Below are 25,599 nucleotides of genomic sequence, written 5' to 3'. Positions count from 1 at the left end.
GCGTCAGGTCAGTTCCTTGGGCACCAAGCGCTCCGCCAACGCGGCGAGGCGCCACGTGCATTCGCGGTTCCGGATCCGGACCGCCAACTCGGCCAGCTTGTCGGGTACCAAGTTGACCGGGCCCTGGGCCGGCACCTCATGCATCTCGATCTCGCAGCCCGAGTCGCTGTCTCGAAGTTCCAGGGTGACGCGGGCCGCCCCCGCGGGTCCGAACTTCGCGAGCAGAACCAGGCGCTCGCCCGGTATGCATTCCTCGACCACGGTTTCGTCGTCGATGGCTGCGGGCCAGACTCCCACCGAGTGCCGGATGGTCGAACCGGGGGCAGGCCAGTTCGCATCCACGGCCCGCATGCGACTGTTGCCCACCACCCATTGCGAATAGGTCCAGCCGTCGGCCATGACGTCCCAGACCCGCTGACGGCTGGCAGCGGACTTACGAGTAACAGACACCGTTTCCCCTCCATGTTGTGGCTCGGTGTGGGCGGCAAGTTGTTACTGTGGTGACCTGCAACATTCGCCCATCTGGCCTGCCGCGTACCCCGGTACGCTGCGCGGCAAACGGCTACGTCCTCGTCGCGGCCGGTGATCGAGTTCAACTCCCGAAGTTTGATCCGCACCCAGACTGGGCATTTGTGACTGGTAAATATCTTGACCGAAAGAGAGCACCGTGACGACCGCGCAAAGTGACCTCAGGCCCTCGTGTGTGCCATTGGATGTTTACCCACCGCAGGAAGATTCACAGCTACTCATCGATATCGCCGCCAAGAGCGGTGCGCTGGCGGGTCGCGAGGTCGCGGACTTGTGCACTGGGTCGGGCGTGGTGGGCATCGCGGCCGCCGCGGCGGGGGCGCGTAATGTCCGCGCCTTCGACCTGTGTCCGCAGGCGGTGCAGGCTGCCAAATCGAACGCCGCGGTTGCGGGTGTCGAGGTGTCGGTGCACCTGGGTCCGTGGACCCGCGCCGCCGAGTTCGCGCCCTACGACGTGGTGTTGAGCAATCCGCCCTATGTGCCCGACTTCGACGACGACCTCGAGCAGATCCCCGCGGAGGCGGGGCCGCCGCTGGCCTACAACGCCGGCTTCGATGGGCGGTCCATACTGGATCCGTTGTGCCGCACCGTCGGTGACTTGCTCGCACCCAACGGCGTGTTCTTCCTTGTGCATTCCGAGTTTTCGGGCGTCGAGCGCTCCCTGCAACTCCTGCAGGGATCCGGTCTTTCTGCTGACGTGGTTGCCCGTCAAGCGATTCCGTTCGGTCCGGTACTGAGGGCGCGCGCGGCCTGGCTGGAGCGCGTGCGACTGCTGGAACCCGGCCGACGCGTCGAGGAACTCATCGTCATTCGCGCGGACAAGCCATGACCGAGGTCGCACCACGACGCGTCCGAATCGTCCAAGGCGGTCCGATCATGGTGGAAGGGCCGGTCTGCCTGGAACTTCCAGACGGCAGCACTGCCGAATCCGACCGCTTTATGGTGGCGATCTGCGCGTGCCACCGCAGCAAGACCTATCCATGGTGCGACACCAGCCACCGTCGCCGGGCCCGCCGCGCGAAGACCGACAGCGCGGCGGCCAAACCCGCCGAGGCGTCAGCCCAAGGGATGCAGTAGCGACGACTCGCCGGCCTGCCACTGCTCGAGCAGGTGCGCCGCCATCCGGCCCTCGACGGCGTCGCGGGCCCGAATCCCGAACACCACATCGCGGTCCAGTCGGGGGTCCGTGTCGACCAGATTGCCGACGACATCGGTGCGGACGATCTGTTCATGAACGGCGTCGGCCACCACATGCTCGCGATAGAACACCGCGCAGGTATCGGGGGCGCCGAGGCGCTCCATGGCTTCCACCAGCCGGCGGGATCCCGGTGGTGAGGTGATCTCGGTGGCTGCGAAATGACCGATCGCGGCGGCCCGCCAACGACGATGCAGCCCGAACAACGACATCAGGTTCACCACGGCCAGCGTGACACCCGGCACCGCATTCAGGTAGCCGAGATAGGCGGAATCGAGGTCGGCGGCGGCCAGCAGATCCGCGAACAACTGCTGATGAACGTGGTCGCCGCGCCCCCCGCCATACTCGTCGAACTCGATCGCCACGAACGACGCCTTGGCCTGGCCGGTCAGCCGTGGAATGGCCCACGCATGCGGGTCGCCCTCCTTGAGGTGATACAGCGAGCCGTGAACGAAATACTCCCGCAACTGATCCCAGCTGCCGTCGTCACGCAGGAAATAGGACAGGCCCTTGCCCTCGGCGGGTTCGACTGCCAGTTGGGCCATTTCGTCGGCCGCAGTCGCGTTGTCCTCGATGACGCCGACCTCGTCGCGCACCGCGTCGAGGAAGCGGCGCTCCAGATGGGCGCGCAGACCCAGCAGCGCCGGGTTCCATTCCCACGCCGGATCCACCTCGGCAAACCCGCGGTAGTGCAACTCGTAGCAGGTGTAGAGCGCCAACTGCAGGTCCAGACCATACGGATCCGCATCGGCGGCCGCGGTGGAGATTCTCGCCAGATCTCGCTCGACCCGGGGTTCGGAGCCTTCGCTGCGGAGCGCATTCAGGACTTCCGACGAGATGGCACCGGCCGCAACGGGCAGCCGAGGATCAACCATGGTGAGCATGTGCTCCAAGATACCCAGATCGGGGCCGGGAGAAACGCCCTCAGCAGGGCTGTCGGTCACTCGACGTGCCGGCCCTGCCGACTGCTGCGATAGGCGCGCCGCCGGACGGCGGTCAACCATTGCGGGAGCAGAGACACCTCGGGTGCGGTGTTCAACGTGGGATCGAAGGCCACGTCTTCGGGCGGCCAGGCGCTCTCGAGTTCACGATTGAACTCCAACGTCGCCAGCGGGGTGAACTCGCCGCGACCCCGAGCCTGTTCGACGGCAAAAACCATCGGGTTGCTCGCCAGGTGCTGGCGCACCGTGTCGAGTTCGAGGCCGGGCAGGGTGGTGGGCGAGGTCAGCCGGGCCCGCAGCCAGAACACGTCGCCGCGATATCCGAACGGCATCAACGTGGAGAACTCGGCGGCCGTCCATGAGGTGGTGGGCCGTAGCAGTACGCGGGCGTTGGCCGACACCATCAGGATGTCCCACGGCCGGCCCGCACCCGGCGACTGCGCCCGCCACGCCAGACCGGCGAAGTCCGGCAGGCCGCGGGGGGTGCCGACGCCTTTGGAGAGGCGGCCGATGACGTCACCGTTGGTGACAGGCAAGCCCTCGCCCTCGGCCGCGAGGCGGACCATCGACCCAGCGCACAGCACCCCGTCGGGGTGGAACACGCGGGCATGCCGCAGGGCGGAGCCGGCCCGGAATGGCAGTGAAGCGACCTCGGAAACTTTCATCCGAGTTGGGTGCCCGCCGTGCGCGCAGCCAAACCTGCCGCCGCGATCACCGCTTGCGCGCGGCGGCCGGGCGCACCGGCGGCGCGGCCGAGGCCATGATCTGCGTGCTGCGCTCCCAGACCCGATGCAGACCCAAGGCGGCGGTCAGCGCGTCGGTGAATGCGCGATCCGGTTGCTTCGCGATCAGCACACCCGGATCCTTCCTTGAAATGCCCGCTGCCTCAAGCAGCTTCGCGCCGCTGCCCCAGGCCCCCACCGGCTTGCAATGTCGATAGGCCTCCTGCAGCAGGAGCACCAGCTTGATGTCGGGCGGAGTCGACAGCTGATCCGCCACGACAACGGCGTCGAACTCGACCGAACGCACCGTCAGGAAAGTGCGCTCCACGATGACGCTGCGCCGTCCGCTTTTGAGGGTTCCGCCCACCGGCGCCGTGACCAGCGGTCGGGCACCGAGCTTGGTCAGCGTCTTCACCAGCTGCGCAACCTCGGCCAGATCGGAGCCCGCATCCGCGATGATGCCCACCTGGCGACCGGTGATGGGACCCGGCTTGGTGACGACCTGCGACAGCGCCGGCGACGGGGTGACGTCGGTGGGCGGCGTCCCCTTCGGGGCGGGCAGGCCGAGACCGGCGGCCACCTGGCGGCACAAGTCGGCGTCGACATTGGCGAGGACCGCCAGTTCCCGTTCCTTGACCGACTGTTCGTAGCACTTGCCCAGCTCGAAGGTGAACGCCTCGATCAAATGGGTGCGCTCCACCGCAGAGAGGCTGTGATAGAACATCGCGGCTTGACTGAAGTGATCGTCGAACGATGCGGGCTGGGCTCGGACCACCGGTCCTTCCACCGTCCGCGGCGTGGGCACGTAGGCGCCTTCGTCGGCGGTGGCGACCTCCGGTAGTCCCTGGTCCAGACTGTTGGGCCGGTACGGTGCGACCCCGGTGTGTACGCCGGTCTGATGCATGCCGTCGCGGAACATGTCGTTGACCGGACAGTGCGGACGGTTGATCGGCAGTTGCGTGAAGTTCGGTCCGCCGAGCCGGATGAGTTGGGTGTCCAGGTAGGAGAACAGCCGGGCCTGCAGCAGCGGATCGTTGGTGGGTTCGATGCCGGGTACCAGGTTGCCGATGTGGAACGCGACCTGTTCGGTTTCGGCGAAGAAGTTGGTGGTGTTGCGGTTGAGGGTGAGCTTGCCGATGGGTTGGACCTCCGCCAACTCTTCGGGCACGATCTTGGTCGGGTCGAGCAGATCGATTCCGGCGAAGGTATGGGTGCCGTCGTCGGGCAGCACCTGAATTCCCAACTCGTACTCCGGATATGCGCCGGCGTCGATGGCGTCGGCCAGGTCGCGTCGGTGGAAGTCCGGATCGCAGCCCGCCGCGATCTGCGCCTCCTCCCACACCAACGAGTGCACACCCGCGACCGGCTTCCAGTGAAATTTCACCAGCACGGTCTGGCCCTTGGCGTCGGCGAGCCGGAAGGTGTGCACGCCGAAGCCCTCCATGGTGCGGTATGACCGGGGTATCCCGCGGTCGCTCATGGCCCAGAACACGTGGTGGGTGGCCTCGGTGTGCAGCGAGACGAAATCCCAGAAGGTGTCATGCGCCGACTGCGCCTGCGGGATCTCCCGATCCGGGTGCGGCTTCGCGGCGTGTACGACGTCGGGGAACTTGATGCCGTCCTGGATGAAGAAGACCGGCATGTTGTTGCCCACCAGGTCGAAGTTGCCTTCGCTGGTATAGAACTTAACGGCGAATCCGCGGGTGTCGCGCACGGTGTCGGCCGACCCGCGGGATCCCAGCACCGTGGAGAATCGGCAGAACACCTCCGTCCTGGCGCCCTTTTCCGCCAGGAACGCGGCTCGGGTGTATTTCGCGGCGTTGCCATAGGACTCGAACACGCCGTGTGCCGCCGAACCGCGGGCATGCACCACCCGCTCGGGGATGCGCTCATGGTCGAAATGCGTGATCTTCTCGCGTAGGTGGAAGTCCTCGAGCAGCGTGGGTCCGCGCTCCCCAGCCTTCAGCGAGTGATCCGTGTCCGGGATCCGGACGCCCTGCGCCGTAGTCAAATAGCCACTGACGGCGGGGCCGACCGCCCCCTGCAGATCGGTGCCCGGGGCATCCACCGTGGTGGCGGCTTTGGTCGGCTTCTTGGCGGCCATGGGTATCTCCAGTTCTGGGGCGATGACTCGGTCTGATTCGGGGTGCGGCCTGGCGCAACGCGTCGTGACGTCATACCCGTGCTCGTCGCCGGGCAAACGCGCGAAACCCGGGCGTCGGCGGTTCAGGGCTCTGCATCGACGGTGGAGACCCCGGCGGTCATCAGGATGTGGTCGGCGGTCCCACGGTCGAGGTCGCCGAGGACCGGTTGCGTGCTGAATCGTTCGATGAGCTGTTCACAAAGCGTGCGGAGCTTGACGTTCGTCTGCTGGGACCGCCACCGCAGGATGTCGAAGGCGCGGTCGGCCGGGATGTTGTAGATGAGCATCAGCATTCCCTTGGCCTGCTCGATCACCGCGCGGTGGATGCTGAACTCGGCCACCGCGGAATCCATCACATGAACCAGTCGGTCATCGGCGGCGCCGGAAACATCGACGTAGAACCCGTCCGCAACGGGGCTGCCGCTGCCGTCCACCAGGCGGGTGCTGGCCACCAAGACGTGGCGGACGGTGTCGTGTCGATCGATGATGCGATGCCTGCTCGACAACGGCTCGGGCGATGCGCGCAGCCGGTGCAGCAGTGCGGCAAAGCGTGGCCGATCCTCGGGGTGCTTATGAGACAGCGCGAATTCCGTTGACACCGTCATCTTTTCGCGGGCGTATCCGTGCATGGCGGCGATCGCGGGCGACCAATGGAAAATTCCCTCCGCCAGGTTCAAGGTGAAGTTGCCGACGCGCGTGGGGGACCCGTTCTCGGCAGGATCCCCCGACGCGACCACCTGAACCTCCTCTCGGATGTCCGGCTACGCGGTCTCGGTCACCAGGGGGTCCGCGTAGGCGATTGTGCGGGACGACCGACTCGGGGGCCACGCGTCGTGACCCGTGGCCCCCGGGCCGGTGCTGTTATGTTTCGGCGTCGACTGTCGCGGGCTCGATCGATCGAGCATCGCCGGCGTGAGCGACTTCGATGCGTCTTGCCTTGGCCCGTTCGGCCAGCGGGATCGTAACCGTCAAGACACCGTTTTCGTATGTCGCGGTGATCTTTTCGGTATCGACACCCTCGCCGAGCGACAGCTGACGACGATAGGTCCCGAAGAACCGCTCGCTGGACAGCCATTGAACGGATTCCTCCGACCGGGCGGTTCTGCGTGCGGTCAGCGTAAGGGTGCCGTTGTCGACGTTGACGTCGACGGACCCGGGGTCGACGCCCGGCAGGTCGGCGGTCAACACATAGTGGTCGTCGACCTTGTAGAGGTCCATCGGCATGAATCGCGGGGTTCGACTCGATCCGGTCTGGCTCGTGAGCAATCCCCGGGTCACGGCATCAAGGTCACTGAACGGATCAAAACGGAGCACAGTAGTCCACCTCCTCCATCGCTGGGGCCCGCCCCCGTGGCGGGCCGCGTACTGCGCTACGCCGTCCAGATTAGCACTCGACGACGGGGAGTGCTAATACTTTTTCCGTGCTTCTCGGCGAGGTCCTGGCACCGGTATCGGACTTGAATACTCGCTTGGGCAACAGGTTTGAGTCCCGAGGCGGTGAGCTCGGACCGGGGTGTTCCAGGCGCTACCCGGTCGCATCCGGGCGATCGGCACGGACGTATCGGCTGAACAGATAGCCGTCGTGAACCAGCGCGTGGGCCAGCGTCAGCGGGACGGGGAACGCCAGCGCACTCGCCGGGGCGCTCCCAACCGGTTGACTGCCGGCCAGGCGCGGCGCGACGGTGATGCAGATTTCCGTGAGCAGATCCGCCTCCACGATTTCGTGCAGCAACGTCGGGCCGCCCTCGCAGAGAATGCGGTGCATGCCGTGGCTGCGTAGCGTGTCGACGGCGGCGGCGATCTCGACGGTCTTCTCACCGGCGACGAGCACGGACCGACGGGAATCGGTTGTGAGGCCGTGCTGTTCGGCGGCCCTGGCACTGGTGATCAGGATCGGTCGCTGGATCGGGTCGGTGAACATCGAGTCGGGCAATCGCCCGGTCTGGCTGACCACCGCCAGGGGCGGCAGGGTAAGCCGGCCGGCGGCATGGCGCTCGGCCAGTTGCTCGTCGGACAGGCGAACGGGGCCGTAGCGCTCGGCCCGGACTGTCCCCGCGCCGACCAGAACCACATCGGCATACCCACGTAGCTCGCGCAACAGTTGCTGATCGGCGGGGCAGGACAGCGGTCCCGCTCGGCCGCCGAACGCGGCGGCGCCATCCGCGCTGAAGATCATGTTGGCCCGCACCCCCAGCGGGGCGTCGCGATAGAACTCGCGGAGCCGGCCGCCCGCGGGCACTGTTGCCGGCTGCATCAGGCGTCGTGGCCGGGTTCGAGGTCCCGCACGTCGGCGAAGCGCACCCAGTTCGGCCACTCCGCCGGGGCCTGACCGGCAATGGGAATCAGCAGGTGTCCGACGTGGTCACCGACGTCGAACCGGTCGCTGATCTCCCCGACGAACCAGGCCAGGGCGCGGTCGAGGATCGGCACCCCGGCCGGTCCCTCGTGCCAGTCGCACTGCGCGAACTTGTCGACCTCGTCCCCGGTTTGACTGCCGAACAGCTCGGCGAGTTCGAGGTGTTCGCGCGCTACCAGATGTACCGCCAGGTGGGTGGCCTGCCGCGCCACCCGGAACGTCGCGTTCTTTCGCGACAACCCGACCAGGAACTTCGGTGGGTTGATACTCGTCTGGGTCGCGAACCCCACCAAGCACCCGGAGCGCGTCTCCCCGGCGCGGGTGGTGACGACGAACATCGGATAATCGAGCGCCGCGACGAGGCTTTCGAACGGTTCGCGATCGGGTTCCGTCGTCACCGGCGATCCAGGGTCTCAGGCGTCATAGTCGCAGAGGTATACCCACAGATCCTGCGTCGTAACGCGAGTTACCCGCGCGGTCGTGGTGGCGGGACCGCGCCGATCTCAGCCGGCGGATGCGATGCGCCCGCGGCACTGGGTGATCTGGTCGAGTCGCGCCAACGCGGACGCGAGGTCGGTGCACAGCGGTAGCTCGCTGCTGGTATCGCAGATTCGCAGCAGGCGGTGCACTGGGGGACTGCCGACGAGCATCCAGTCGACGTCCCGCCGCGTGCACTGGACGCTGATGTAGTACAGGGCGGTGAACCCTTGGGTGCCGAAGAAGTCGACAGCGCGCAGGTCGAGGACCAACTGCTGGGAGGTGCCGGTGTGCGCCTCCACGTAGTGGCCGAGGGCCCGACCGTTGACGGCGTCGACATCGCCGTAGGCGGCAATCCGGATCCTGCCGGGTGAGGCCGGGTGAACGGTGAATGTGGCCCGCCCGCAGCGCTTTGATTCGCAGATCGAGTTCGGATCGGGCCGGTAGAGCCTGATGGTGCCGGCGGGGCTCGTCATCGGCGCCACCCGGGGCAAGCCGCGACGCCCGCGGCGCGACCATTGATTGTGTGTGTGGCCATGCGATCAGCCATCGTCATCGCACCCCTATCCCCATGTGCGCGAGCCAGTGAGAGGAGTCGTAACGGTGCTCGGCTGTATAGCGCGGGCATGCGTTGCGACCCACGGCTGTAAGCTCAACCAGAGTCGAGATTACTACGGATTTCGTCGCAGCGGCAGTCTTTTCGTGAGCCAGAAAACGCACAGCTGGCGGGATGTTTCCCGCGATACGCTATCGCGATCTGACTCGAAATCCGTCTAAATTCGATGGCCACACAACGAAATTAGTTGCATGAACCGCGCGCGGCTGACGGTTTCGGTAACCGCTAGCTGCGGCCGCCGGCCAACAGTCCGGTGGATGCGAACTTGAGGCCACTGCGGAGTTCTTCGAGGCGAATCGGGTCGTCGGATTCGATGTAGCGCATTGTTGTCGCCACGGCCATGTTGAAGAACAGCCAGGCCAGTGCGCGGGGGCTCAACTCATGGCGGTATTGGTCGCGGTAGTGCCCCATGTGCACGGTCGCCATCGCCAACAGGGTGGCATTCAAACCCGAGACATTCTCGAAGGTGCGCACGTGATCGGGGCGCTCGGCCAGATAGCGGATCAGGCGGCGGTTGGCGATCGTGACCTCGATCAGGATGTCGATCGAACGCTCCATGGCCGCCGCCGGCTCATCCATGGTCACCATGCGCAGCATTTCTTCGATGGCGGGGGCCTGCTCGGCGGCGAATTGTTCGATCGCGGCGTCGATGATCTCGTCCTTGTTGGTGAAGTACTGATAGATCGAACCCTTGCTGACTCCGGCGGCCTCGGCAATCTGATTGGTGGTGACCCGGTCCGGATCCGACCGCCCAAGCAGACCCACCGTGGCGGACACAATTTTCGCGACCATTTCTCGGGACCGTTCCTGCTGGGGCAGCTTTCTACGCTTTGACCTGCTGCTAGACGAAGTCAATCCGGCTCCCTAACGCGACTTGAATGCGACCTGGCGGTCATATTAGCGTCATGGCCGTCAGCTCAACAGGAGGTGCAGCATGACTGCCACAAGTGACATCGACGTCGCAGCGCCAGCGTCCGAGCCGGCCGCACCCGAGTTGGTCCCGCTGGACTCCCTGACCGCCGAGCACACCGGGCGGTGGACCTTCCTGATCCTGGACGGCGCGGCATTCATGATGCAGGCGATGCATCCGGTGATCGCCGAGATCACCGGGCGCTACTCGGCGGCGTTCCACGGCGATCCGGCCGGGCGCGCGGTGCGCTCAATCGACTCCGTGCTGCGCTGGACCTACGGCGGGACCGAGGCCGTAGCCGAGGGCGATCGGGTCCGTGCGATGCACCAACCCATCGTGATGAAGAGCGCCGACACCGGCAAGCAGATCAGCGCGCTGAATCCCGAGGCCTATCAGTGGGTGATCGCGACCGGCTACCTCGTGACCGCCAAGGCCGGCCGGCTGTTGATCGGACGGGAGTTCACCAACGCCGAGAAGGAGGAGCTGCTGCGCGACAACGGGCGGCTGGCGCGCCTGCTGCATGTTCCGATGCGCGGCTACCCGACCACCGACGCCGAGTTCGATGAGTACTTCGAGGCGATGGTCGACACGCTGCAGGGCACTCCGCAGGCCCACAAGCTGGTCGAGGACATGGTCACGGGGCAGATCGACCTGCCGCCGGCACTACCCAAATTCCTCTATCCCGTGGTCCGGGCCGCGGTCCGGCCGCTGCTGCGGTTCAACTACCTGTCCATCGTCGGGTTGCTCGACCCCCGGCTCCGGGACAAACTCGGTCTCACCTGGAGCGCGGCCGAGGAACGCCAGCTCACCCGGATCTATGCCGCGATCCGGCTGGCCTACCGAGTCCTGCCCGACCGGCTCACCTACTTTCCGCTGGCCTACCACGCCCGCAAACATCACGAATGCCTGGAGAAGATGAAGGTGCGTCAGCAGAAGTCGTTCGCCTACCACCTCCCAGCAGACGACGGCTAGGCAGGCGCTCGGCACGTCCCTCGCAGCGGCTACCCGGCACACCGCCGGGTAGCCGTTCGCATGAGATCCGCACATGCGGGTACACCTGCAGGTGGTCGGGACGCTTTCGGAAGGACACATGACCACAGCAGGTATGCAGCTCGACCATCGGGAGGTGGCCGAGGCGCAGCGCATCGTCGGCGCCGTGGCCTCGTCGTTCTCGGCCAAGGTCGTCGGACAGGGACATCTCCGCGAATCCATGCTGGTGGCCTTGTTGGCCGGCGGCCATCTGCTCATCGAGAGTGTGCCCGGCCTGGCCAAGACCACCGCGGCCCGGGTCATCGCCGAGTCCATCGATGGCGAGTTCCGGCGCATCCAGTGCACGCCGGACCTGCTCCCCAGTGACATCATCGGCACGCAGGTCTACGAGGCGGCCACCAACTCGTTCGTCACGCAGCTCGGTCCGGTGCACGCCAACATCGTGCTGCTCGACGAGATCAACCGCTCGAGTGCCAAGACACAGAGCGCCATGCTCGAGGCGATGGAGGAACGCCAAACGACCATCGCCGGCGTGCAGTATCCGATGCCCCGGCCGTTCCTGGTCATCGCCACGCAGAACCCGGTCGACCAGGAGGGCACGTATCCGCTGTCCGAGGCGCAGACCGACCGGTTCATGCTCAAGGAACTGGTGGGCTACCCGTCGGTCGACGACGAGGTCGAGGTCATCGCGCGGATGGACGCCGGGGTGTTCGACCGGGACCGACCTGCCGCACCGGTCGTCACCGCGGCTGATATTCGACGCGTCCAGGAACTGACCCGCGCGGTACACATGGCTCCGGAGTTGATCCGGTACGCCAGCACGCTGGTCTCCGTCACCCGGGATCCGGAGCAGTACCTGCCCGCGCAGCTGGCCCGCCTGGTCGAGTACGGCGCGAGCCCTCGTGCCACCATCGCGTTCTGTCGCACCGCACGGGCCATGGCCGTGCTGCGCGGCCGCAATCATGTTGTGCCCGAGGACGTTGCGCGGCTGGCGCACCGAGTGCTGCGGCATCGCTTCATCCTGGGCTTCCAGGCCGCGAGCGAGCGCGTCACCCCGGATGTCGTCGTCGACGCGGTGCTGCGAGCGGTCCCGGTGCCCTGAGCCGTCATGGGAAGCTACCTCGACCGGGCCCGAATGCATTTCGGCCGCGACACCGGCGGATTCCTGGAGGGCGGGCGCTACGCGCTGATCCACACCCGCAGCATGGAATTCGACGAGTTGCGCCCCTATGTGCCCGGTGACGACGTTCGCGACATCGACTGGAAGGCCACGGCGCGTTCGGGTCACACGCTGATCAAGCGGTTCGTCACCGAGAAGCACCACAAGATCATCGTCGTCGCCGACGCCGGACGGAACACCATGGCGTGGGCGCCGTCGGGCGAGCCGAAGCGCGATGTGGCCACCACCGTGATCGGCGCGATGGGTCTGATCACGCTGCAGCGTTCCGACGAGATCGGCATGGTGTTCGGCGACGCCCGGGGGTGTGTGGACATCCGGCTGCGCCGCGGCGACGCGCACATCGAAAGCATGTTGCACCGCTTCAACGACCACACCCTGACCAGCCCGGCGCGCAGCGACGTTGTGACACAACTGAACTGGGTCGCGCGGCACTACCGACACCCGCTGCTGGTGGTGGCGGTCTCCGATGAGCCCGACGCCGACCAGCGGCTGTCGGAGGTACTGCGGCCGCTCACCGCCGGGCATGACGTGATCTGGACGATGATCGCGGACATGCCGGCGATCGGCTCGGCCGACGACGACCGCGCGGGCTACGACGTGAGCACCGGTCGCTTCGTGGACAGCGGTGCGAGCTTGGGAGCAGAGGTGGTCGAGGCCTACCGGGCCGCCGAGGCCGCGCGCCGCCGTGCGTTGACGGAGTTCTTGACCTCCCACGGTGTCGCGCATGCCACGCTCACCGGTAGCCGTGACGTGCGCGCTGCGCTGACATCCGTGACCGGGGTGCTCACCCGTGCCCGATGAACTGCTGCAATATCTGATCGGCCCGACGCCCTACTCGGTTCGGTGGCTCTGGCTGGCCGTGGTCCTGGCGGTGGGGCTGATCGGTTGGTACGTACTGGTTTTCGTCCTCACCATGGCCCCCGGCAAGCTGGCCGAGATCCCAGTGGTCGGAACCGCGCGAAACGAATGGCTCAAGCGCCGGTCCGCCGGGTCGGTGCGCCGCATCGTTACCAGTTACCGCGCCGGCGATTCGGACACTGTCGCCGCCGGCGCCGCGATCAGCCGCGAGCTGCGCACCTTCCTGGGCCAGCTGACCGGGGTCCGCGCGCACCACCTGCAACTCAGCGCCATCGCCGAGAGCGAACTCGCGCCCGCGGCCCCGATTCTGGCCGACCTGATCGACGCGCAGTTCAACGCCGAATCCACGGTCGACCTGGTGATCGTCGGCGAGTCCACCGAGGAGCTGATCCGGACATGGACCTGACCTGGTGGGGCGTGGTCATCCTCGGCATGAGTCTGCTGGCGGGGTGCATCGCTGCGGCGCTGTTGCGTCCGGACGCCGCCGAGAGCCGCAAGCTGCGGCTCCTGGCGAACGTCGGCCGCTTGACTCGGCTGCCCGAATACGTCCGGGCGCTGCGCCGCCGGATGCTGGCCGCGATTGTCGCGATCTTCCTGGTGACGGTGGCCTTCGCGGCTGCCGTGCTGGTGACGGCCCGCCCGGCCGGCTTGCCGGCGCTGGCGGGACAGGCCGCCACGGGCCATCCGGAGGACATCATGGTCTGCGCCAACGGACCCGTGGACGCCCCGGCGGTCGGCCAGACCCTGAGCTACTTCGCCGAGCAGATCCCCACCTTCGGCACCGAACGCATCGGACTCAGTTCCGCCAACCGTCGGGCACTTCCCCTGACCCGGGACTACGAGTACGCGGCGGCGCAGTTCACCAACTATGCGCGCGCCGCCGATGACGCTGAGCTCGCCGCGTTGGTCGCGCCGGTGGCCTACGCCGATTACGCACCGACGGTCGAGGATGTGCTGGCGCTGTGTCTGACCGGGTTCCCCTCGTTCGAGGAGCCGAGCCGCCAGCGGCGCTCGTTGATCTACGTCGGGCCGGGCGGCCCCGGTGCATCTCCGGGAACGCCGGCGTTGTTCAGTGCTGATCAGGTGCGGGACCTGGCCACGGCCGCTGGCGTGCAGATCAACGTGCTCAATACGGGCCCGGCAGATCCGGGGCTGGATGCGCTGGCCCGGGATACCGGTGGGCGGTCGGATGCCGTGGCCGCGGAGGTGGCGCCGCAACTGACCGAAATCAGAGCACATCCGCCGGTGCCGGGGGATACCGAGGCGGCGACCGCGGCGGCCAACGTCGAGACCCCCGATGTCCCGCTGGTGATGGCGCTGTTGGCATTGACGGCGCTGGCGGTGTGGCCGGTGGCGGTGCGCCGATGAGTGTGCATCCCGTGCTGCCGCCGGTGGCGCTCACCGTGCTGTTCGCCGTCTTCCTCGGTGCTCGAGTGCTGGTGCTGCGACGGAGTTCGGGTCCGTCGCGCTCCGGGCCGGCGTGGTGGCGTTGGGGTGGCGTGACCGCGGCCGGGGTGCTGTTGTTTCTCGCGGCGCTGCGGCCCGCTCTCGGCGGGACCGAAGCTCCCGTGCCGGCGGGCGACGGCGCACCGAATATCTTTGTGGTGCTGGACAACTCCCCGAGCATGGCGGCACCGATGGGTGCGGACCGCTCCCGAATGGCGGTTGCCCGAGCCGATATCGACGCGCTGATCGACCGGTATCCGGACGCGCGTTTTGCGGTGCTCGAATTCGCCGCCCAGCCGGCGCGGCTCTGGCCGCTGTCTGCGGACACCTGGAGCCTGCGGCCGGTCCTCGATACCGTGCGTCCCCAACCGGCCACACCCGAGAACATCGCCCGTACCAATGCCGGTGCGGCCGGCACGATGCTGCGCTATCAGCTCATCAGTGCCGGCCAGCAGTACCCGCGCGCCGACAACCTGGTGTTCTATCTGGGCGCCGGCGCGCCCGAATCCGAAGTACCGCAACGTGAGTTTGTGCTTTCGGGGACGACCGTGGACGGCGGCGCGGTGCTCGGCTACGGCGACGCCGCCGCAGAACCCGTGCTGCGTGCGGTCGCCGACCAGATCGGCGTGGCCTACCAGGCCCGTTCGGCGGCCGCTCCGCTCGAGGAGGTGCTGCCCCCCGACGGCGTCGACGACGACTCCGGCCCGATGGTGCGTGCCTCGGAGCGCACCGAGCTGTATTGGATTCCCGCCGCCGCCGCGGCGATCCTGCTCTTGATCGAGCTCTATCTGGTGTTGCTGACGCTGCGCACCCACCTCCGAAAGTCCGGTGCACCATGAGACGCGTCGCGGAAGGATCGCCCCGAGAAACGGACCGGCTGCGGCTGCGACGTCGCCTGTTGGTGTGGTCGGCCCCGGTGGCTCTCGTTGTGGTCGTGGCGGTGCTCAAATGCGTCTCGGTCGTGCTCGCGGGCAACTCCGCGGTTTCGAGCTTCGAGGCCCGCGACCCCGCCGCACTGGGTTCCGACGTCGCGGTCATGCGGCTGCTCGACGTGATAGAGCCCGGCCAGGCGCATTTCGCGGCGGGCGCGCAGGCGGCGCTGCACGATCGGCTCGATGACGCCGACCGGGCGTTCTCCGACGCGCTGACGCACAGCTCCGGCGAGCGGTCCTGCGCCGCCCGGGTCAACCTCGTACTCGTGCGAGAGACCTCGGGTGACCGTGCGGCGGCCGTCTTCGAGGGCGCGTCGGCGTTGGCGCGGTACCTGCGTGCGTTGGACGTCGTCGAGCAGGCACCGCCGGGCTGTTTCGCCGGGAATGCCGACCCGGACCTGCAGCGGCGCGCCGTGCGCGACGACACGTTGCCGCGATTGCAGGCCAAGATCAGGGCGGTTCAGGTGGCGCCGCCCCCGCCGCCGGTCCGGCCGACCGCGCCGACCGCGCCGCCGCCGGCGGTTGCCGGCGGCGCCGATGAAGACGACGACAACGTGCGGCGGCTGTACCCGGAGACCGGCGATCCGCTGGAGCGGCTGGAGCAGATCCTGCGCGACGGTGCCGCGGCGCGGTGACGAGCCGGCAAGCTCCCGATCGCCGCGCAGCGATGCGCGGTTAGGCTCGCTGGATGCGGACGCGGGGTTGGGCCGCCATCGGAGCGGTGGTGGTGGCGTTGACCGGGTGCGGTGCGGCGCCGCGGGGCTCCGATGACGTCCTCACGGTGTTTGCCGCGGCGTCGCTGCACGCCGCGTTCAGCGAGATCGGTGCGCAGTTCGAGACCGCCCATCCGGGCGCGATGGTCGAATTCTCCTTCGCCGGTTCCTCGACGTTGGCCACTCAACTGGTGGAGGGTGCGCCCGCGGATGTGTTCGCCTCGGCCGACGCGCGCAACATGGCGAAGGTGGTCGACGCCGGATTGGTCGGGGGCGCCCCGGTCGACTTCGCCGCCAACACCCTGACGATCGTCGTCGCCGCCGGTAATCCGAAGAGCGTGAGCACCTTTCGGGATCTGTCCGGTCCCGGCCTGACGGTCGTGACCTGCGCACCGGTCGTTCCGTGTGGCGCCGCCACCGCCACCGCCACAGCCGCCGTGGGCGTCGAACTCGATCCGGTCAGCGAGGAATCCTCGGTCGCCGATGTGCTGAACAAGGTCACCAGCGGCCAGGCCGACGCCGGAATCGTCTATGTCACCGATGCCCTGGGCGCCGGTGATCGGGTCACCGAGGTGCCGTTCCCGGCGGCCGCCGCGGCGCCCACCACCTACCCGATCGCGCCGCTCGCGGGGGCCGCGAAGCCGGAACTGGCCCAGCGCTTCGTCGATTACGTCACCGGCGCGCCGGGACAGCGGGTGCTGGCCGACCACGGGTTTGCCCCGGCCCCCACCACCTAGCCCCCCTTCTCTTGCGCCCAAACTCACCTTTGGGCCGCAAAGTGCGAGTGGCGTCCGGCATTTCGTTGATCTCGGCATCAGGCCGGCCGTTTGACCCGGCTCCGCGGTCGCGCCGCGACCAACACCAGCCCGCCGACGAACAGCGTCGCCGTGGTGACGGGAAAACGTCCGTCGGGCGCGAACCCGCCGGCGGCCAGGAGCGCGAGCGCCAGCGCCGCGGCCGCGGTACCGGCATAGAGTGCGACGTCGCCGACCGGACCCGGGATCGGGAGGCCGAATGTCGGCACGGGCGCGGCGAACACGGCGCGCCACCACCACAACAGGACCAGCAGCCCCACGGTGACGACGGCGAGCACCAACTCCCACTCCAACCGGGCCAGCCACCACGCGCCCGACCCGGTGGCCGGCTGCGGCAGCAGGCCGGTGGGATAGCCGACCAACGTCACGACCACGACCGGGAGCATGTGCCAGAGGTACAACGCCATCACGTTGTTGTTGGCGACCCCGATGATTCCGGGCCACCGGCCGCGCGCGAGGAACCGGTTGACGGGTCCGGTGACCGCCAGCAGCACCCCGATCTGTACCGCGGCCAGGGCCAGCAGCGCGACCGACGGGGGTGCGCTGTTCTCCACGCGGACCCCGGGCACGCCGATCATCGCGACGGGGTACGGGCCCCACGTCACCAGGATCGGCAAGGCCACCGCGGCCACCCCGGCCATCGAGAGCAGCTGCGGTCTGCGTAAAACGCCCGCATGCCAGGCGATTCCGAGTTGGTAGATGGCGGCCCAGCACAGCAGGTAGTTGACCATCCGCAGCCCGGCTTGATCGGTGGCGATCCCGACCGCATCCACCACGACGACGCCGACGGCCAGCGCGGCCGGGACGGCCAGTCCCCAACGCCGGTGTGCGGCCACCGCCAGCGGCGTCAAGGCCACCACCATCAGGTACACCGCGAGGAACCAGAGGTGCATCGCGACGGCCCAGCCACCGAGATCGAGTACCGCGCCGTCGACGCCCGCCAGCAACAGGGCGGCCATGATGACCAGCACCAGCAGCACATAGGCCGCCGTCGGACCGAGAACCCGGCCCACGCGTCGACGCAGCCACTGCTGACGGGTCACGGTGCCGTCGGCCTCGAAGCGGGCCCACGACACCGCGCTCGCGTATCCCGCCACCGCGAAGAACACCGGCACCACCTGAAAGAGCCAGGTCAGCCATTGCGTCCAGGGCATCAGCACCAGTGGGTTGTCGCGGCCGAACGTGCCGTCGCGGTAAGTCATGACCGACAGCAGCCAATGGCCGATGACCACCAGGGCGACGGCTGCGCTGCGGTAGAGATCCAAGGCGAGTTCGCGGGACGGCGTCGGCGGGGCTGTCTCGTTCATGCGCTCCTCGTCGCGATGTTGCGCCCGGCGGCGGCCCGGCGGCGGATACCGCCGCACGCTACCCGGGGTTGGTGACTGCGGCAGGAGACACCGGATTATGGGATGGAATTCAAAATCTGGACGCAGAGTTGTCGCCCAACCGCGGTCTGTGAAACAAAAATTAGGTTATATTGCTGCGGATGCTCATCCTCCGCTTTGACATGCGGGCGCCGGGCGGCGCCGATGTCTCCGACCTGTACGCGGCCGCCGTGGAGATGTGTTCATGGGCGGAAACGCGCGGTGCGGTACTGACCGTCTTGTCCGAGCACCATGGCGCCGAGGACGGGCACCTGCCGGCGCCACTGATCCTGGCGGCTGCCATCGCCGCACGGACCCGGCAGTTGGGGATTCTGCTCGCCGCCGTCCCCCTGCCACTGTGGGACACTGTCCGACTCGCCGAAGAGATCGCCGTCCTCGACATCCTCAGCACCGGCCGGATCTCCTACGCATTGGGTCTCGGCCACCGTGCCGCGGAGTACGACATGTTCGGACTCGACTACCATCGCCGGGGCGCCGCGGCCGATGAACAGTTGCCGTTGCTGCTGGGCCTGCTGCGCGGCGAAACCGTCAAGTCCGGCGGACGCAGCATTCGGGTGACTCCGCGATGTGTCACCCCGGGCGGTCCAAAGGTGTTGATAGCCGGCGGCAGTCGGGCGGCGGCGCGGCGCGCCGCCCGGCACGGCCTGGGGTTCATCTCGCAGACCCCCGACGAGGGTCTCAAGAAGTACTACGAATCCTGCTGCCGGTCAGCGGGACTGGAGCCGGGACCGGTCCAGTGGCCGGCGCCGGATGCGCCGACTGCGGTCTTTGTCGCCGACGACGTAGACAGGGCGTGGCAGGAGATCGGCGACTATCTGCTGCATGACGCGATCGCGGCCGCCGGTTATCGGCGCGGCGACGACACCGTGGCGAGCATCTCGCGGGCGGGCACCGTGGCGCAGTTGCGTGACCCGCCCGGGCCGTACCGGATCCTGACCAAACGGCAGGCGACCGAGTACATGCAGTCCGGACAGCCGCTGCCGCTGCTTCCGCTCTGCGGTGGCATGCCGCCGGAGATCGCCTGGCCCTACCTGGAACGGGTAGTCGAGGTGAGCCACTTGCAGCACGAAAGACCTTGAATCACAACAGGGATTAGGAGTGCGGATGACATCACCACTGCGCACCGTGGTCTGGGCGACGGGCGGTGTGGGGGCGGTCGCCATCGATGCCATCCGGCACCGGCCCGACCTCGAACTGATCGGCGTGTGGGTGCACTCCCCGGACAAGGTGGGCCGCGACGCGGGAGAACTCGCCGGCGGCGAGGCGCTGGGAATCAAGGCCACCGACGATGCGGCGGCCCTCATCGCGCTTAGGCCGGAGTGCGTGGTGTACACCGCCAGTGGGCCGGAGCGCGACGCTGCCGCCGTGCCCGACTACGTGCGGCTGTTGGAGGCCGGGATCAACGTGGTCTCGACGTCGTCCACCGCGCTGGTGTATCCGCCGTCGTACTACTCGCCGGAGTGGCTCGGACAATTGGACGCCGCGGCGAAGGCCGGCAACGCCTCGTTCTACGTGTCGGGCGTCTTCCCCGGTTTCGGCTCCGATCAGCTTGCGTTGTTGATGTCGACGCAATCGAACTCCATCCGCAAGATCACGGTCACCGAGGTCGCGCTCAACGACCATTACCCGGTCGCCGACGTCATGATGAACGGCATGGGGTTTGGCCGCCCGCTGGAGTTCGAACCGATGCTCAAGACGCCCGGATTCATCGAAATCGCGTGGCGGGCAACGATTGCGCTGGTGGCCGACGGACTCGGCGTGCAGCTTGACGACGTTGTCGGCAAGCTGGACCGCGCCGTCACCGACCGCGACATCGAGGTGGCGTTCGGCACGATCCCGGCCGGCACCTGCGGCGCGGTGCGCACCCACGCGGCGGGCGTCGTGAAGGGCGAGGAGCGCATCGTCGTCGAGCACATCATCCGGATGTCCCGCGATGTGGCCCCGGACTGGCCCGCCTCGGAAGCCGATGCGACCTACCGGGTAGATATCGAGGGAGAGCCCGATATCCACTGCGAGATGACCCTGGGCGACGCCGAAGGCCATGGCGCGGGCCGCGGGGCGATGGCCGCGACGGCCATGCGCGTGGTGAACGCCATACCGTATGTCGTGGACGCGAAGGCCGGATTGCTGAGTTCGTTGGACATGCCGAATACGTTGCCGCGCCACGCGTTCGGCTGAGGTGCGGGCGGGCGGCCAACCGCGGTCGCTGGACCTATCTCACGCGGGCGGCCGACATCGTCATGGTCCGGGCGCCGTGACCGGCAGTTGTGCCCAACCCCGCACACTCGACGTGTGCGCCATGCGCGCGTTGTCGTAGTCGACCTCCCAATCCGGCCACCGCTTGAGTACCTCTTCGAAGGCAACGCGTGCCTCCAGTCGTGCCAGTGCCGCGCCGAGACAAAAGTGTATGCCCTGTCCGAAGCTGAGATGTCCACCCTTGCGGTGAATGTCGTAGCGGTCGGGATCGGTGAACCTGGACTCGTCGCGGTTGGCGGATCCGTTGAGCAGCAACATGTACGAACCCTCGGTGATGACCTGCCCGTAGAGCTCAAGATCGTTGGCGACATAGCGCGCCTGCACCGGTGACGGCGGATCGTAGCGCAGCGTTTCCTCCACGGCCGACGGGATCAGGGACGGGTCGGCGACGAGTTCGCGCCGCTGATCGGGGTGCTTGCCCAGCTGTTCGCCCATGAACCCGATCAACCGGGCCGTCGTTTCACCGCCGGCGCCGGCGATCATCGCGGTGTAGGCCAGCACCTCGTTGCGTTCGAGCTGACGCCGGGTGCCGTCCGGTTCCTCGACCTCGGCGTTGAGCAACTCGGTCATGAGATCGTCGGACGGGTGGGTGGCGCGCCACTCGATGTAATCGGCGAACAGTGCGAGTGACTCGGCGAAGACCGTTGCGCTGACGTCGCCGACGTCTTCGCCGACGGTTATGTTCTTGTCGGTGCGGGCCCGGATCTGTTCTTGGCCCTCCTCGGGGATGCCGAGGAGGTAACCGATGGTCCGCATCGGCATGATCGCACCGAGATCCACGACGAAGTCGAAACCGTCGGCGTGGCGCAGCGGATCCAGGGCGCGCGCGCAGAAGCCCCGGACCAGATCCTCCACCGCGAGCATCCGTCTTGGCGTGAAGACCCGCGACAACAGTCGACGATGCAGATCGTGCAGCGGCGGATCCTCGAACAACAGAATTCCGGGGGGCACCTCGATGCCACTGAACAAGATGTCGGCGGTGGTGCCCCGCCCGGAACGATACGTCTGCCAATCCGGAAGCGCCCGCGCCACATCGTCGTAACGACTCAGGGCATAGAAGTTGTACTTCTCGTTGTAGTACAACGGCGCCTCGGCCCGCATGCGCTTCCACACCGGGTACGGATTGTCATCGATCTCGAAATCGAACGGGTCGTAATAGACGTCGGTCACCGGATCAATCGTCACTGCGGTTCCATCTTCCAATTCTGGTGCGCGCGTGCGCGTTGATGCAAGGCGTCACTGGGGTTGGTTGGGTACGCCGGGGAAGAGCTGCTCGGTGGGGCCGGACGTCACCCATCCGTTGAGCTTCGTCACCAAGTGCGGCATGAAGACCGAGGCGTAGACCGCATGCCCGACGAGGATGACCGCGACCACCGAGATCAGCGCCGATTGCAGGCGCGTCTTCGAGAACTTGTCGGCGAGCATGTCGAGGACGTTGCGACCCCCGGCGTCGGTCCGGCCGAGGAGATAGGTGAAGGTCATCATCTGCACGCCCATGGCGATCGAGTCGTAGATCGGGTACTGGTTCTTGGTCCCCTCCCACAGCCCGAGACCGGGGATCACATAGCCGTAGTAGAACAGGCCCAACCGCGCGCCGATCAACGCGTTGAAGACGAAGGCCCAGAAGAAGCCGACGGCAAATCCCACGACCAGCAGGGTCTGCGGTCGACGCCATTGGAACTTGCGAGCCACCCACCTGCCCAGCGCCGCGCCGATGACCGCGGGCAGCACGAAGTACGCGATGTAGCCGACCGGCACCGCCGAGGGCAGGCCGCCCCAGGTCATGTCCAGCGGCCACCACGACGGCATCCGGGGCAGCGCGGGCGGGAACTGGGCATACACCGCCCAGTCGTAGGGCGCCTCGATCCAGGAGAACGAGATTGCCGAAATGGACAGCAGTAGCAGCGGATGCAGTCGACCGCGCCGGTAGCTCAGATAGCTGCCGATGAGTAGGAACGCCAACCCGCCGACATAGGCGAAGGTGACGCCGGCGGTGATCAGGAAGTCGGCACTGACGTTCACTGGTCACCCTCTGTGCTCACGGTGGCCCGGGCTTCCGGGTCGAAATAGAGCACTAACCCGGCAATGAGCACGATCAGTCCAAACAAGGTGCCCAACATGATGATTGCGCCCACATGCGCCTCCTATGGAAGGGGTCTTCTATTAGTAATAGTGCACACTATTATCAGCGGCAGGTCAAGGGTGGGCCTATCGTGGAAAGTTCAACCGCTCAGCGCGGTCGAAGGAGTGATACACCGTGCCTCAGGGACGTTCAAGCAAGACGCCGCCCGGCGTCGGCAAGTCGGCGCCTGCCGGGCGGCGACCTCGTGGGGAGGCGCGCCGATTGCTGCTCGACGCGGCCCGCGAGCTGTTCGCCCGCCAGGACTACCGCCGTACCACCACCCGCGAGGTGGCTGAAGCCGCGGAGGTCAGCGAGTACCTGCTGTTCCGCCACTTCGGTTCCAAGGCAGGACTTTTCCGCGAAGCGCTGGTTCTGCCGTTCACCACTTTCGTCGACGGGTTCCGTTTGACCTGGCAGGCCGTCGTACCCGAGGAGACCGACGAGGAGGAGCTGTCCCGGCAGTTCGTCGGTCAGCTCTATGACCTGCTGGTCGAACACCGCGGGCTGCTGCTCACCCTCGTCGCCTCCGAGGGACTCAGCGCAGACGAGATCAACGACGCCGGTATCGCCGACATCAGGAGGGCCCTCGCGGCGCTCGGGCAGATCAGCGCCGAGGGCATGAGTCTGCGCGGGATGCGTTCGGGTCAGCCCGATCTGCCCGCGCACTCCACGGTGGCCATGATCGTCGGCATGGTGGCGATGCGGTCGACCTTCTTCGGGGACAGCCCGCCGTCGCGCGACGCGATCGTTGACGAACTCGTCCAGGCGATCCTGCACGGATTCCTGCACCGGCAGGACTGAACGGCTTATCCGCCGGGGCCGTTGGGCCACTTGAGTAGCGATCCGGCGTCCACCCGGATCTGCTGCCCGGTGATGTAGCGGCTGTCGTCGCTGGCCAGAAACACACCGAGGTGGGCCATGTCCTCGGGTTCGATATAGGGGATCGGCATCGCCTGGAAGATCGAGAACAGCGGCTCGGCCTCCTCGCGGGTCGGTTTCTTTCCCTCTGCGACGAGATCCGGCCGGAACACGCCGTACATCCCGTCGTTCTGCAACAGGTGGGTGTTGCAGTTGGTGGGATGGATGGCATTCACGCGAATCATGCGGGGCGCCAGGTGAAGACTCATCTCCTCGACGTACTCGATCACCACCCGTTTGCTCCAGCCGTACCCAGCCCCACCGGGTCCCATGTCCGGGCTCGTCGTGGTGCCGCGGATCATGCCCGCGGTGGAACCGGTGACGATGACCGAGGCGCCGTCTGGCAGATGCGGAATCGCAACCGCGACCGTGTTCATCACGCCGACCAGATCGACGTCGGAGGCATCGACGAAGCCCATCGGATCGGGATTGCCCATGGCCATCGGCAGGATCCCGGCGTTGGCCACCACGACGTCGATCTTGCCGAAGTCCGCCACTCCCGCCTCGACCGCGTCTCGGAGTTCGTGGCGCTCGCGGACGTCGGCGACCCTGGACACCACACGACGCCCGAGTTCCTTGACCGCTCTTTCGGTTTCGGCGAGGTCATCCGGGGTGGCCAGAGGATAGGGGTTGGACGGGATGTCGCGACAGATGTCGACGGCGATGATGTCGGCACCCTCCTTGGCCATCGCAATCGCGTGAGCCCGGCCCTGTCCTCGCGCGGCGCCGGTGATGAAGGCGACCTTGCCATCGAGCTTTCCGGTCATCTGGGGGTCCTTTTCCGTTAGCTCAGTCGAGTGGTTTGAAGTTGATGTGGAGTGCGCTGAGTCCGCGCATGATGAAGGTCGGCTCGTAGACGTAGCGGCGGTCGTTGGCCGGTCCGTGGTGTTCCTCGGAAATCGTGATGTCGGACATCCGATCGAGGATTTGATTGAGCGAAACCCGGCCTTCGGCACGTGCCAGCGGCGCCCCCGGGCAGGAGTGCACCCCGCGAATGAACGCGATTTGCTCGCGCACGTTTTTGCGGTCGGGTCGGAATGTGTTTGGGTCAACGAATTTTTGACCATCGCGATTGCAGGCGCCGGGCAGCACCATAACGGTGGTGCCGGCCGGGACCTCCACGTCGCCCACCTTGGTCGTGGTGCTCGCCATCCGGAAGTGCGCCTTGACCGGACTCTCCAACCGCAGCGTTTCCTCCAGAAACGCCGGGATCCTGCCGCGGTCGGCACGTAGGTCGGCCTCCGCGCCCGGGTTCTCGCCCATGAATCGCACCGCGGAACTCACCAGCTTCGTGGTGGTTTCGGTGCCGGCCGCGAACAAGAATGTCGACAGATTCATGACCAGTTCGATGTCCGGCGTCGACCCGTCCTCGTGTTTTGCCTGGGCAAGCTCGGTCAGTACGTCCTCCCGCGGGGCGCGCCGCCGATCCTCGATGTAGCCGTAGAATTTTTCGTTCAGCCAGCTCAGCGGATTGTGGTCGGTAGGCGCTTCCTGGCCGAGTTCGCCGACCTGCGAGAGCGCGAACGCCGCTTTGAACTCCTCGTGGTCTTCCGCGGGCACACCCAACAGGTCGGCGATCACCAACAGCGAGAACGGTTTGGCGTAGTCGGCCAGGAACTCGCACGCGCCGCGTTCGAGGAACGTGTCGAGTTGCTGGTCGGCCAACCGCCACATGAACTCTTCGTTCTCGCTCAGACGTTTGGGGGTGATCAGTCGGTTGAGCAGGGCGCGGGTGCGGGTGTGCACCGGCGGGTCCTCGGTGGTGATGTGTTCGGCCAGCGGCACCTGACTGCGGTGTTGAGCGATCAACTCCGACACGTCGTCGGAGTCGCCGGGCCCGAACGGTAGGCCTGAGAATGGGCCCGCCACTGCCACACACGAGGAGAAGGCCGGGTCCTTGTAGATCGCCAGTGCTTCTTCGTACCCGGTGACGGCCAGGACATCGAACGGGGTCGCGGGGGTCACCGGGCACTTTGACCGCAGGTGGTCGAAGTACGGATAGGGGTCCGCAACCAGCGATTCGTCGGTGAAGAAGTCCACTGTTTCGAAGTCGGTCACAAGACTCTCCCGCTCCAGTTGGGATGCACGATTCAGGG

At 67.0% G+C, this 25,599-nt stretch carries 28 protein-coding genes; 13 read left to right on the top strand and 15 right to left on the bottom strand.

Annotation, left to right across the window (positions count from 1 at the left end; genetic code table 11):
- Positions 1-3: 3 nt before the first annotated feature.
- The gene (locus tag RCP80_RS23610) at positions 4-450 is read right to left on the bottom strand and encodes an SRPBCC family protein (protein WP_308479988.1); all 447 of its coding nucleotides are present in this window, start codon (positions 448-450) and stop codon (positions 4-6) included.
- A 217-nt stretch (positions 451-667) separates the two neighbouring features.
- Here RCP80_RS23610 and RCP80_RS23605 point away from each other — a divergent pair, with 217 nt between their 5' ends.
- Together RCP80_RS23605 and RCP80_RS23600 are read left to right on the top strand one after the other, a co-directional pair.
- The gene (locus tag RCP80_RS23605; protein WP_373693403.1) at positions 668-1,357 is read left to right on the top strand and encodes a HemK2/MTQ2 family protein methyltransferase; all 690 of its coding nucleotides are present in this window, start codon (positions 668-670) and stop codon (positions 1,355-1,357) included.
- Positions 1,354-1,605 carry a CDGSH iron-sulfur domain-containing protein gene (locus tag RCP80_RS23600; protein ID WP_308479986.1) on the top strand — a complete coding sequence of 84 codons (252 nt, stop codon included), beginning with the start codon at positions 1,354-1,356 and terminating at the stop codon, positions 1,603-1,605. The genes RCP80_RS23605 and RCP80_RS23600 overlap by 4 nt, the downstream gene beginning before the upstream one ends.
- Here RCP80_RS23600 and RCP80_RS23595 read toward each other — a convergent pair.
- The 9 genes from RCP80_RS23595 to RCP80_RS23555 all read right to left on the bottom strand — a co-directional run bounded on the left by RCP80_RS23595 (position 1,585) and on the right by RCP80_RS23555 (position 9,770).
- Positions 1,585-2,607 (bottom strand): iron-containing redox enzyme family protein, encoded by a 1,023-nt coding sequence (locus tag RCP80_RS23595; protein ID WP_308479985.1) that lies wholly within the window; start codon positions 2,605-2,607, stop codon positions 1,585-1,587. The genes RCP80_RS23600 and RCP80_RS23595 overlap by 21 nt on opposite strands.
- Positions 2,608-2,663: 56 nt before the next feature.
- Positions 2,664-3,329, bottom strand: a complete 666-nt coding sequence (locus RCP80_RS23590) for a phosphodiesterase (RefSeq protein ID WP_308479984.1) — start codon at positions 3,327-3,329, stop codon at positions 2,664-2,666.
- A 46-nt stretch (positions 3,330-3,375) separates the two neighbouring features.
- On the bottom strand, positions 3,376-5,490 hold the full coding sequence (locus tag RCP80_RS23585; protein ID WP_308479983.1) for a catalase: 2,115 nt from the start codon (positions 5,488-5,490) through the stop codon (positions 3,376-3,378).
- Between the two features lie 122 nt (positions 5,491-5,612).
- Entirely contained in the window at positions 5,613-6,266 is a 654-nt protein-coding gene (locus RCP80_RS23580; protein WP_308479982.1) for a PAS and ANTAR domain-containing protein, read from the bottom strand.
- Between the two features lie 124 nt (positions 6,267-6,390).
- The gene (locus RCP80_RS23575; RefSeq protein WP_308479981.1) at positions 6,391-6,843 is read right to left on the bottom strand and encodes an Hsp20/alpha crystallin family protein; all 453 of its coding nucleotides are present in this window, start codon (positions 6,841-6,843) and stop codon (positions 6,391-6,393) included.
- Between the two features lie 211 nt (positions 6,844-7,054).
- Positions 7,055-7,783, bottom strand: coding sequence for a pyrimidine reductase family protein (locus RCP80_RS23570; protein WP_308479980.1), 729 nt, complete (start codon positions 7,781-7,783; stop codon positions 7,055-7,057).
- On the bottom strand, positions 7,783-8,223 hold the full coding sequence (locus RCP80_RS23565; RefSeq protein ID WP_308483001.1) for a flavin reductase family protein: 441 nt from the start codon (positions 8,221-8,223) through the stop codon (positions 7,783-7,785). Before RCP80_RS23565 ends, RCP80_RS23570 begins: the two co-directional genes overlap by 1 nt.
- 165 nt (positions 8,224-8,388) lie before the next feature.
- Positions 8,389-8,838 (bottom strand): STAS domain-containing protein, encoded by a 450-nt coding sequence (locus RCP80_RS23560; protein WP_308479979.1) that lies wholly within the window; start codon positions 8,836-8,838, stop codon positions 8,389-8,391.
- A 365-nt stretch (positions 8,839-9,203) separates the two neighbouring features.
- Complete coding sequence (locus RCP80_RS23555; RefSeq protein WP_308479978.1) at positions 9,204-9,770, bottom strand: TetR/AcrR family transcriptional regulator; 567 nt, start codon at positions 9,768-9,770, stop codon at positions 9,204-9,206.
- 142 nt (positions 9,771-9,912) lie between these two features.
- Here RCP80_RS23555 and RCP80_RS23550 point away from each other — a divergent pair, with 142 nt between their 5' ends.
- From RCP80_RS23550 to modA, 8 genes are all read left to right on the top strand, one after another.
- Positions 9,913-10,860: an oxygenase MpaB family protein gene (locus tag RCP80_RS23550; protein WP_308479977.1), complete on the top strand. Its 948-nt coding sequence runs from the start codon at positions 9,913-9,915 to the stop codon at positions 10,858-10,860.
- A gap of 118 nt (positions 10,861-10,978) precedes the next feature.
- The gene (locus tag RCP80_RS23545; protein WP_308479976.1) at positions 10,979-11,980 is read left to right on the top strand and encodes an AAA family ATPase; all 1,002 of its coding nucleotides are present in this window, start codon (positions 10,979-10,981) and stop codon (positions 11,978-11,980) included.
- Between the two features lie 6 nt (positions 11,981-11,986).
- Entirely contained in the window at positions 11,987-12,859 is an 873-nt protein-coding gene (locus RCP80_RS23540) for a DUF58 domain-containing protein (RefSeq protein WP_308479975.1), read from the top strand.
- Entirely contained in the window at positions 12,849-13,322 is a 474-nt protein-coding gene (locus RCP80_RS23535; protein ID WP_308479974.1) for a hypothetical protein, read from the top strand. The genes RCP80_RS23540 and RCP80_RS23535 overlap by 11 nt, the downstream gene beginning before the upstream one ends.
- Positions 13,313-14,284 (top strand): hypothetical protein, encoded by a 972-nt coding sequence (locus RCP80_RS23530; protein WP_308479973.1) that lies wholly within the window; start codon positions 13,313-13,315, stop codon positions 14,282-14,284. The genes RCP80_RS23535 and RCP80_RS23530 overlap by 10 nt, the downstream gene beginning before the upstream one ends.
- Positions 14,281-15,201, top strand: a complete 921-nt coding sequence (locus RCP80_RS23525; RefSeq protein ID WP_308479972.1) for a vWA domain-containing protein — start codon at positions 14,281-14,283, stop codon at positions 15,199-15,201. Before RCP80_RS23530 ends, RCP80_RS23525 begins: the two co-directional genes overlap by 4 nt.
- A 77-nt stretch (positions 15,202-15,278) precedes the next feature.
- On the top strand, positions 15,279-15,929 hold the full coding sequence (locus RCP80_RS23520) for a hypothetical protein (RefSeq protein ID WP_308479971.1): 651 nt from the start codon (positions 15,279-15,281) through the stop codon (positions 15,927-15,929).
- Between the two features lie 53 nt (positions 15,930-15,982).
- The gene (gene modA, locus RCP80_RS23515) at positions 15,983-16,744 is read left to right on the top strand and encodes a molybdate ABC transporter substrate-binding protein (RefSeq protein WP_308479970.1); all 762 of its coding nucleotides are present in this window, start codon (positions 15,983-15,985) and stop codon (positions 16,742-16,744) included.
- A 77-nt stretch (positions 16,745-16,821) separates the two neighbouring features.
- Here the strand turns inward: modA and RCP80_RS23510 are convergent, their stop codons facing one another.
- On the bottom strand, positions 16,822-18,129 hold the full coding sequence (locus RCP80_RS23510; RefSeq protein ID WP_308479969.1) for an acyltransferase family protein: 1,308 nt from the start codon (positions 18,127-18,129) through the stop codon (positions 16,822-16,824).
- 179 nt (positions 18,130-18,308) lie between these two features.
- On the opposite strand from RCP80_RS23510, the gene RCP80_RS23505 reads away from it, so the two are divergent.
- Positions 18,309-19,286 (top strand): LLM class flavin-dependent oxidoreductase, encoded by a 978-nt coding sequence (locus RCP80_RS23505; RefSeq protein WP_308479968.1) that lies wholly within the window; start codon positions 18,309-18,311, stop codon positions 19,284-19,286.
- A gap of 25 nt (positions 19,287-19,311) precedes the next feature.
- Positions 19,312-20,385, top strand: coding sequence for an NAD(P)H-dependent amine dehydrogenase family protein (locus tag RCP80_RS23500; RefSeq protein ID WP_308479967.1), 1,074 nt, complete (start codon positions 19,312-19,314; stop codon positions 20,383-20,385).
- A gap of 60 nt (positions 20,386-20,445) precedes the next feature.
- On the opposite strand, the gene RCP80_RS23495 is transcribed toward RCP80_RS23500, so the two are convergent.
- Together RCP80_RS23495 and RCP80_RS23490 are read right to left on the bottom strand one after the other, a co-directional pair.
- Complete coding sequence (locus RCP80_RS23495; protein WP_373693555.1) at positions 20,446-21,564, bottom strand: cytochrome P450; 1,119 nt, start codon at positions 21,562-21,564, stop codon at positions 20,446-20,448.
- Positions 21,565-21,699: 135 nt separating this feature from the next.
- Positions 21,700-22,485: a spirocyclase AveC family protein gene (locus RCP80_RS23490; RefSeq protein ID WP_308479965.1), complete on the bottom strand. Its 786-nt coding sequence runs from the start codon at positions 22,483-22,485 to the stop codon at positions 21,700-21,702.
- A gap of 235 nt (positions 22,486-22,720) precedes the next feature.
- On the opposite strand from RCP80_RS23490, the gene RCP80_RS23485 reads away from it, so the two are divergent.
- On the top strand, positions 22,721-23,386 hold the full coding sequence (locus tag RCP80_RS23485) for a TetR/AcrR family transcriptional regulator (protein WP_308479964.1): 666 nt from the start codon (positions 22,721-22,723) through the stop codon (positions 23,384-23,386).
- Between the two features lie 5 nt (positions 23,387-23,391).
- On the opposite strand, the gene RCP80_RS23480 is transcribed toward RCP80_RS23485, so the two are convergent.
- Positions 23,392-24,270, bottom strand: a complete 879-nt coding sequence (locus tag RCP80_RS23480) for a mycofactocin-coupled SDR family oxidoreductase (RefSeq protein ID WP_308479963.1) — start codon at positions 24,268-24,270, stop codon at positions 23,392-23,394.
- A gap of 22 nt (positions 24,271-24,292) precedes the next feature.
- Positions 24,293-25,561, bottom strand: coding sequence for a cytochrome P450 (locus RCP80_RS23475; protein ID WP_308479962.1), 1,269 nt, complete (start codon positions 25,559-25,561; stop codon positions 24,293-24,295).
- Between the last annotated feature and the right edge of the window lie 38 nt (positions 25,562-25,599).

This window comes from Mycolicibacterium sp. MU0053 (assembly GCF_963378095.1).
Classification (GTDB): domain Bacteria; phylum Actinomycetota; class Actinomycetes; order Mycobacteriales; family Mycobacteriaceae; genus Mycobacterium; species Mycobacterium burgundiense.
This window is presented reverse-complemented; position numbering and strand designations above follow the sequence as displayed.

What these genes read in the sequence shown, in the direction of transcription:
- RCP80_RS23600 (WP_308479986.1), top strand. Translation starts at nt 1,354, where the DNA reads ATGACCGAGGTCGCACCACGACGCGTCCGAATCGTCCAAGGCGGTCCG.
- RCP80_RS23595 (WP_308479985.1), bottom strand. Translation starts at nt 2,607, where the DNA reads ATGCTCACCATGGTTGATCCTCGGCTGCCCGTTGCGGCCGGTGCCATC.
- RCP80_RS23590 (WP_308479984.1), bottom strand. Translation starts at nt 3,329, where the DNA reads ATGAAAGTTTCCGAGGTCGCTTCACTGCCATTCCGGGCCGGCTCCGCC.
- RCP80_RS23585 (WP_308479983.1), bottom strand. Translation starts at nt 5,490, where the DNA reads ATGGCCGCCAAGAAGCCGACCAAAGCCGCCACCACGGTGGATGCCCCG.
- RCP80_RS23570 (WP_308479980.1), bottom strand. Translation starts at nt 7,783, where the DNA reads ATGCAGCCGGCAACAGTGCCCGCGGGCGGCCGGCTCCGCGAGTTCTAT.
- RCP80_RS23565 (WP_308483001.1), bottom strand. Translation starts at nt 8,223, where the DNA reads ATGTTCGTCGTCACCACCCGCGCCGGGGAGACGCGCTCCGGGTGCTTG.
- RCP80_RS23560 (WP_308479979.1), bottom strand. Translation starts at nt 8,838, where the DNA reads ATGACGAGCCCCGCCGGCACCATCAGGCTCTACCGGCCCGATCCGAAC.
- RCP80_RS23555 (WP_308479978.1), bottom strand. Translation starts at nt 9,770, where the DNA reads ATGGTCGCGAAAATTGTGTCCGCCACGGTGGGTCTGCTTGGGCGGTCG.
- RCP80_RS23550 (WP_308479977.1), top strand. Translation starts at nt 9,913, where the DNA reads ATGACTGCCACAAGTGACATCGACGTCGCAGCGCCAGCGTCCGAGCCG.
- RCP80_RS23545 (WP_308479976.1), top strand. Translation starts at nt 10,979, where the DNA reads ATGACCACAGCAGGTATGCAGCTCGACCATCGGGAGGTGGCCGAGGCG.
- RCP80_RS23540 (WP_308479975.1), top strand. Translation starts at nt 11,987, where the DNA reads ATGGGAAGCTACCTCGACCGGGCCCGAATGCATTTCGGCCGCGACACC.
- RCP80_RS23530 (WP_308479973.1), top strand. Translation starts at nt 13,313, where the DNA reads ATGGACCTGACCTGGTGGGGCGTGGTCATCCTCGGCATGAGTCTGCTG.
- RCP80_RS23525 (WP_308479972.1), top strand. Translation starts at nt 14,281, where the DNA reads ATGAGTGTGCATCCCGTGCTGCCGCCGGTGGCGCTCACCGTGCTGTTC.
- modA (WP_308479970.1), top strand. Translation starts at nt 15,983, where the DNA reads ATGCGGACGCGGGGTTGGGCCGCCATCGGAGCGGTGGTGGTGGCGTTG.
- RCP80_RS23510 (WP_308479969.1), bottom strand. Translation starts at nt 18,129, where the DNA reads ATGAACGAGACAGCCCCGCCGACGCCGTCCCGCGAACTCGCCTTGGAT.
- RCP80_RS23505 (WP_308479968.1), top strand. Translation starts at nt 18,309, where the DNA reads ATGCTCATCCTCCGCTTTGACATGCGGGCGCCGGGCGGCGCCGATGTC.
- RCP80_RS23500 (WP_308479967.1), top strand. Translation starts at nt 19,312, where the DNA reads ATGACATCACCACTGCGCACCGTGGTCTGGGCGACGGGCGGTGTGGGG.
- RCP80_RS23495 (WP_373693555.1), bottom strand. Translation starts at nt 21,564, where the DNA reads ATGCGGGCCGAGGCGCCGTTGTACTACAACGAGAAGTACAACTTCTAT.
- RCP80_RS23480 (WP_308479963.1), bottom strand. Translation starts at nt 24,270, where the DNA reads ATGACCGGAAAGCTCGATGGCAAGGTCGCCTTCATCACCGGCGCCGCG.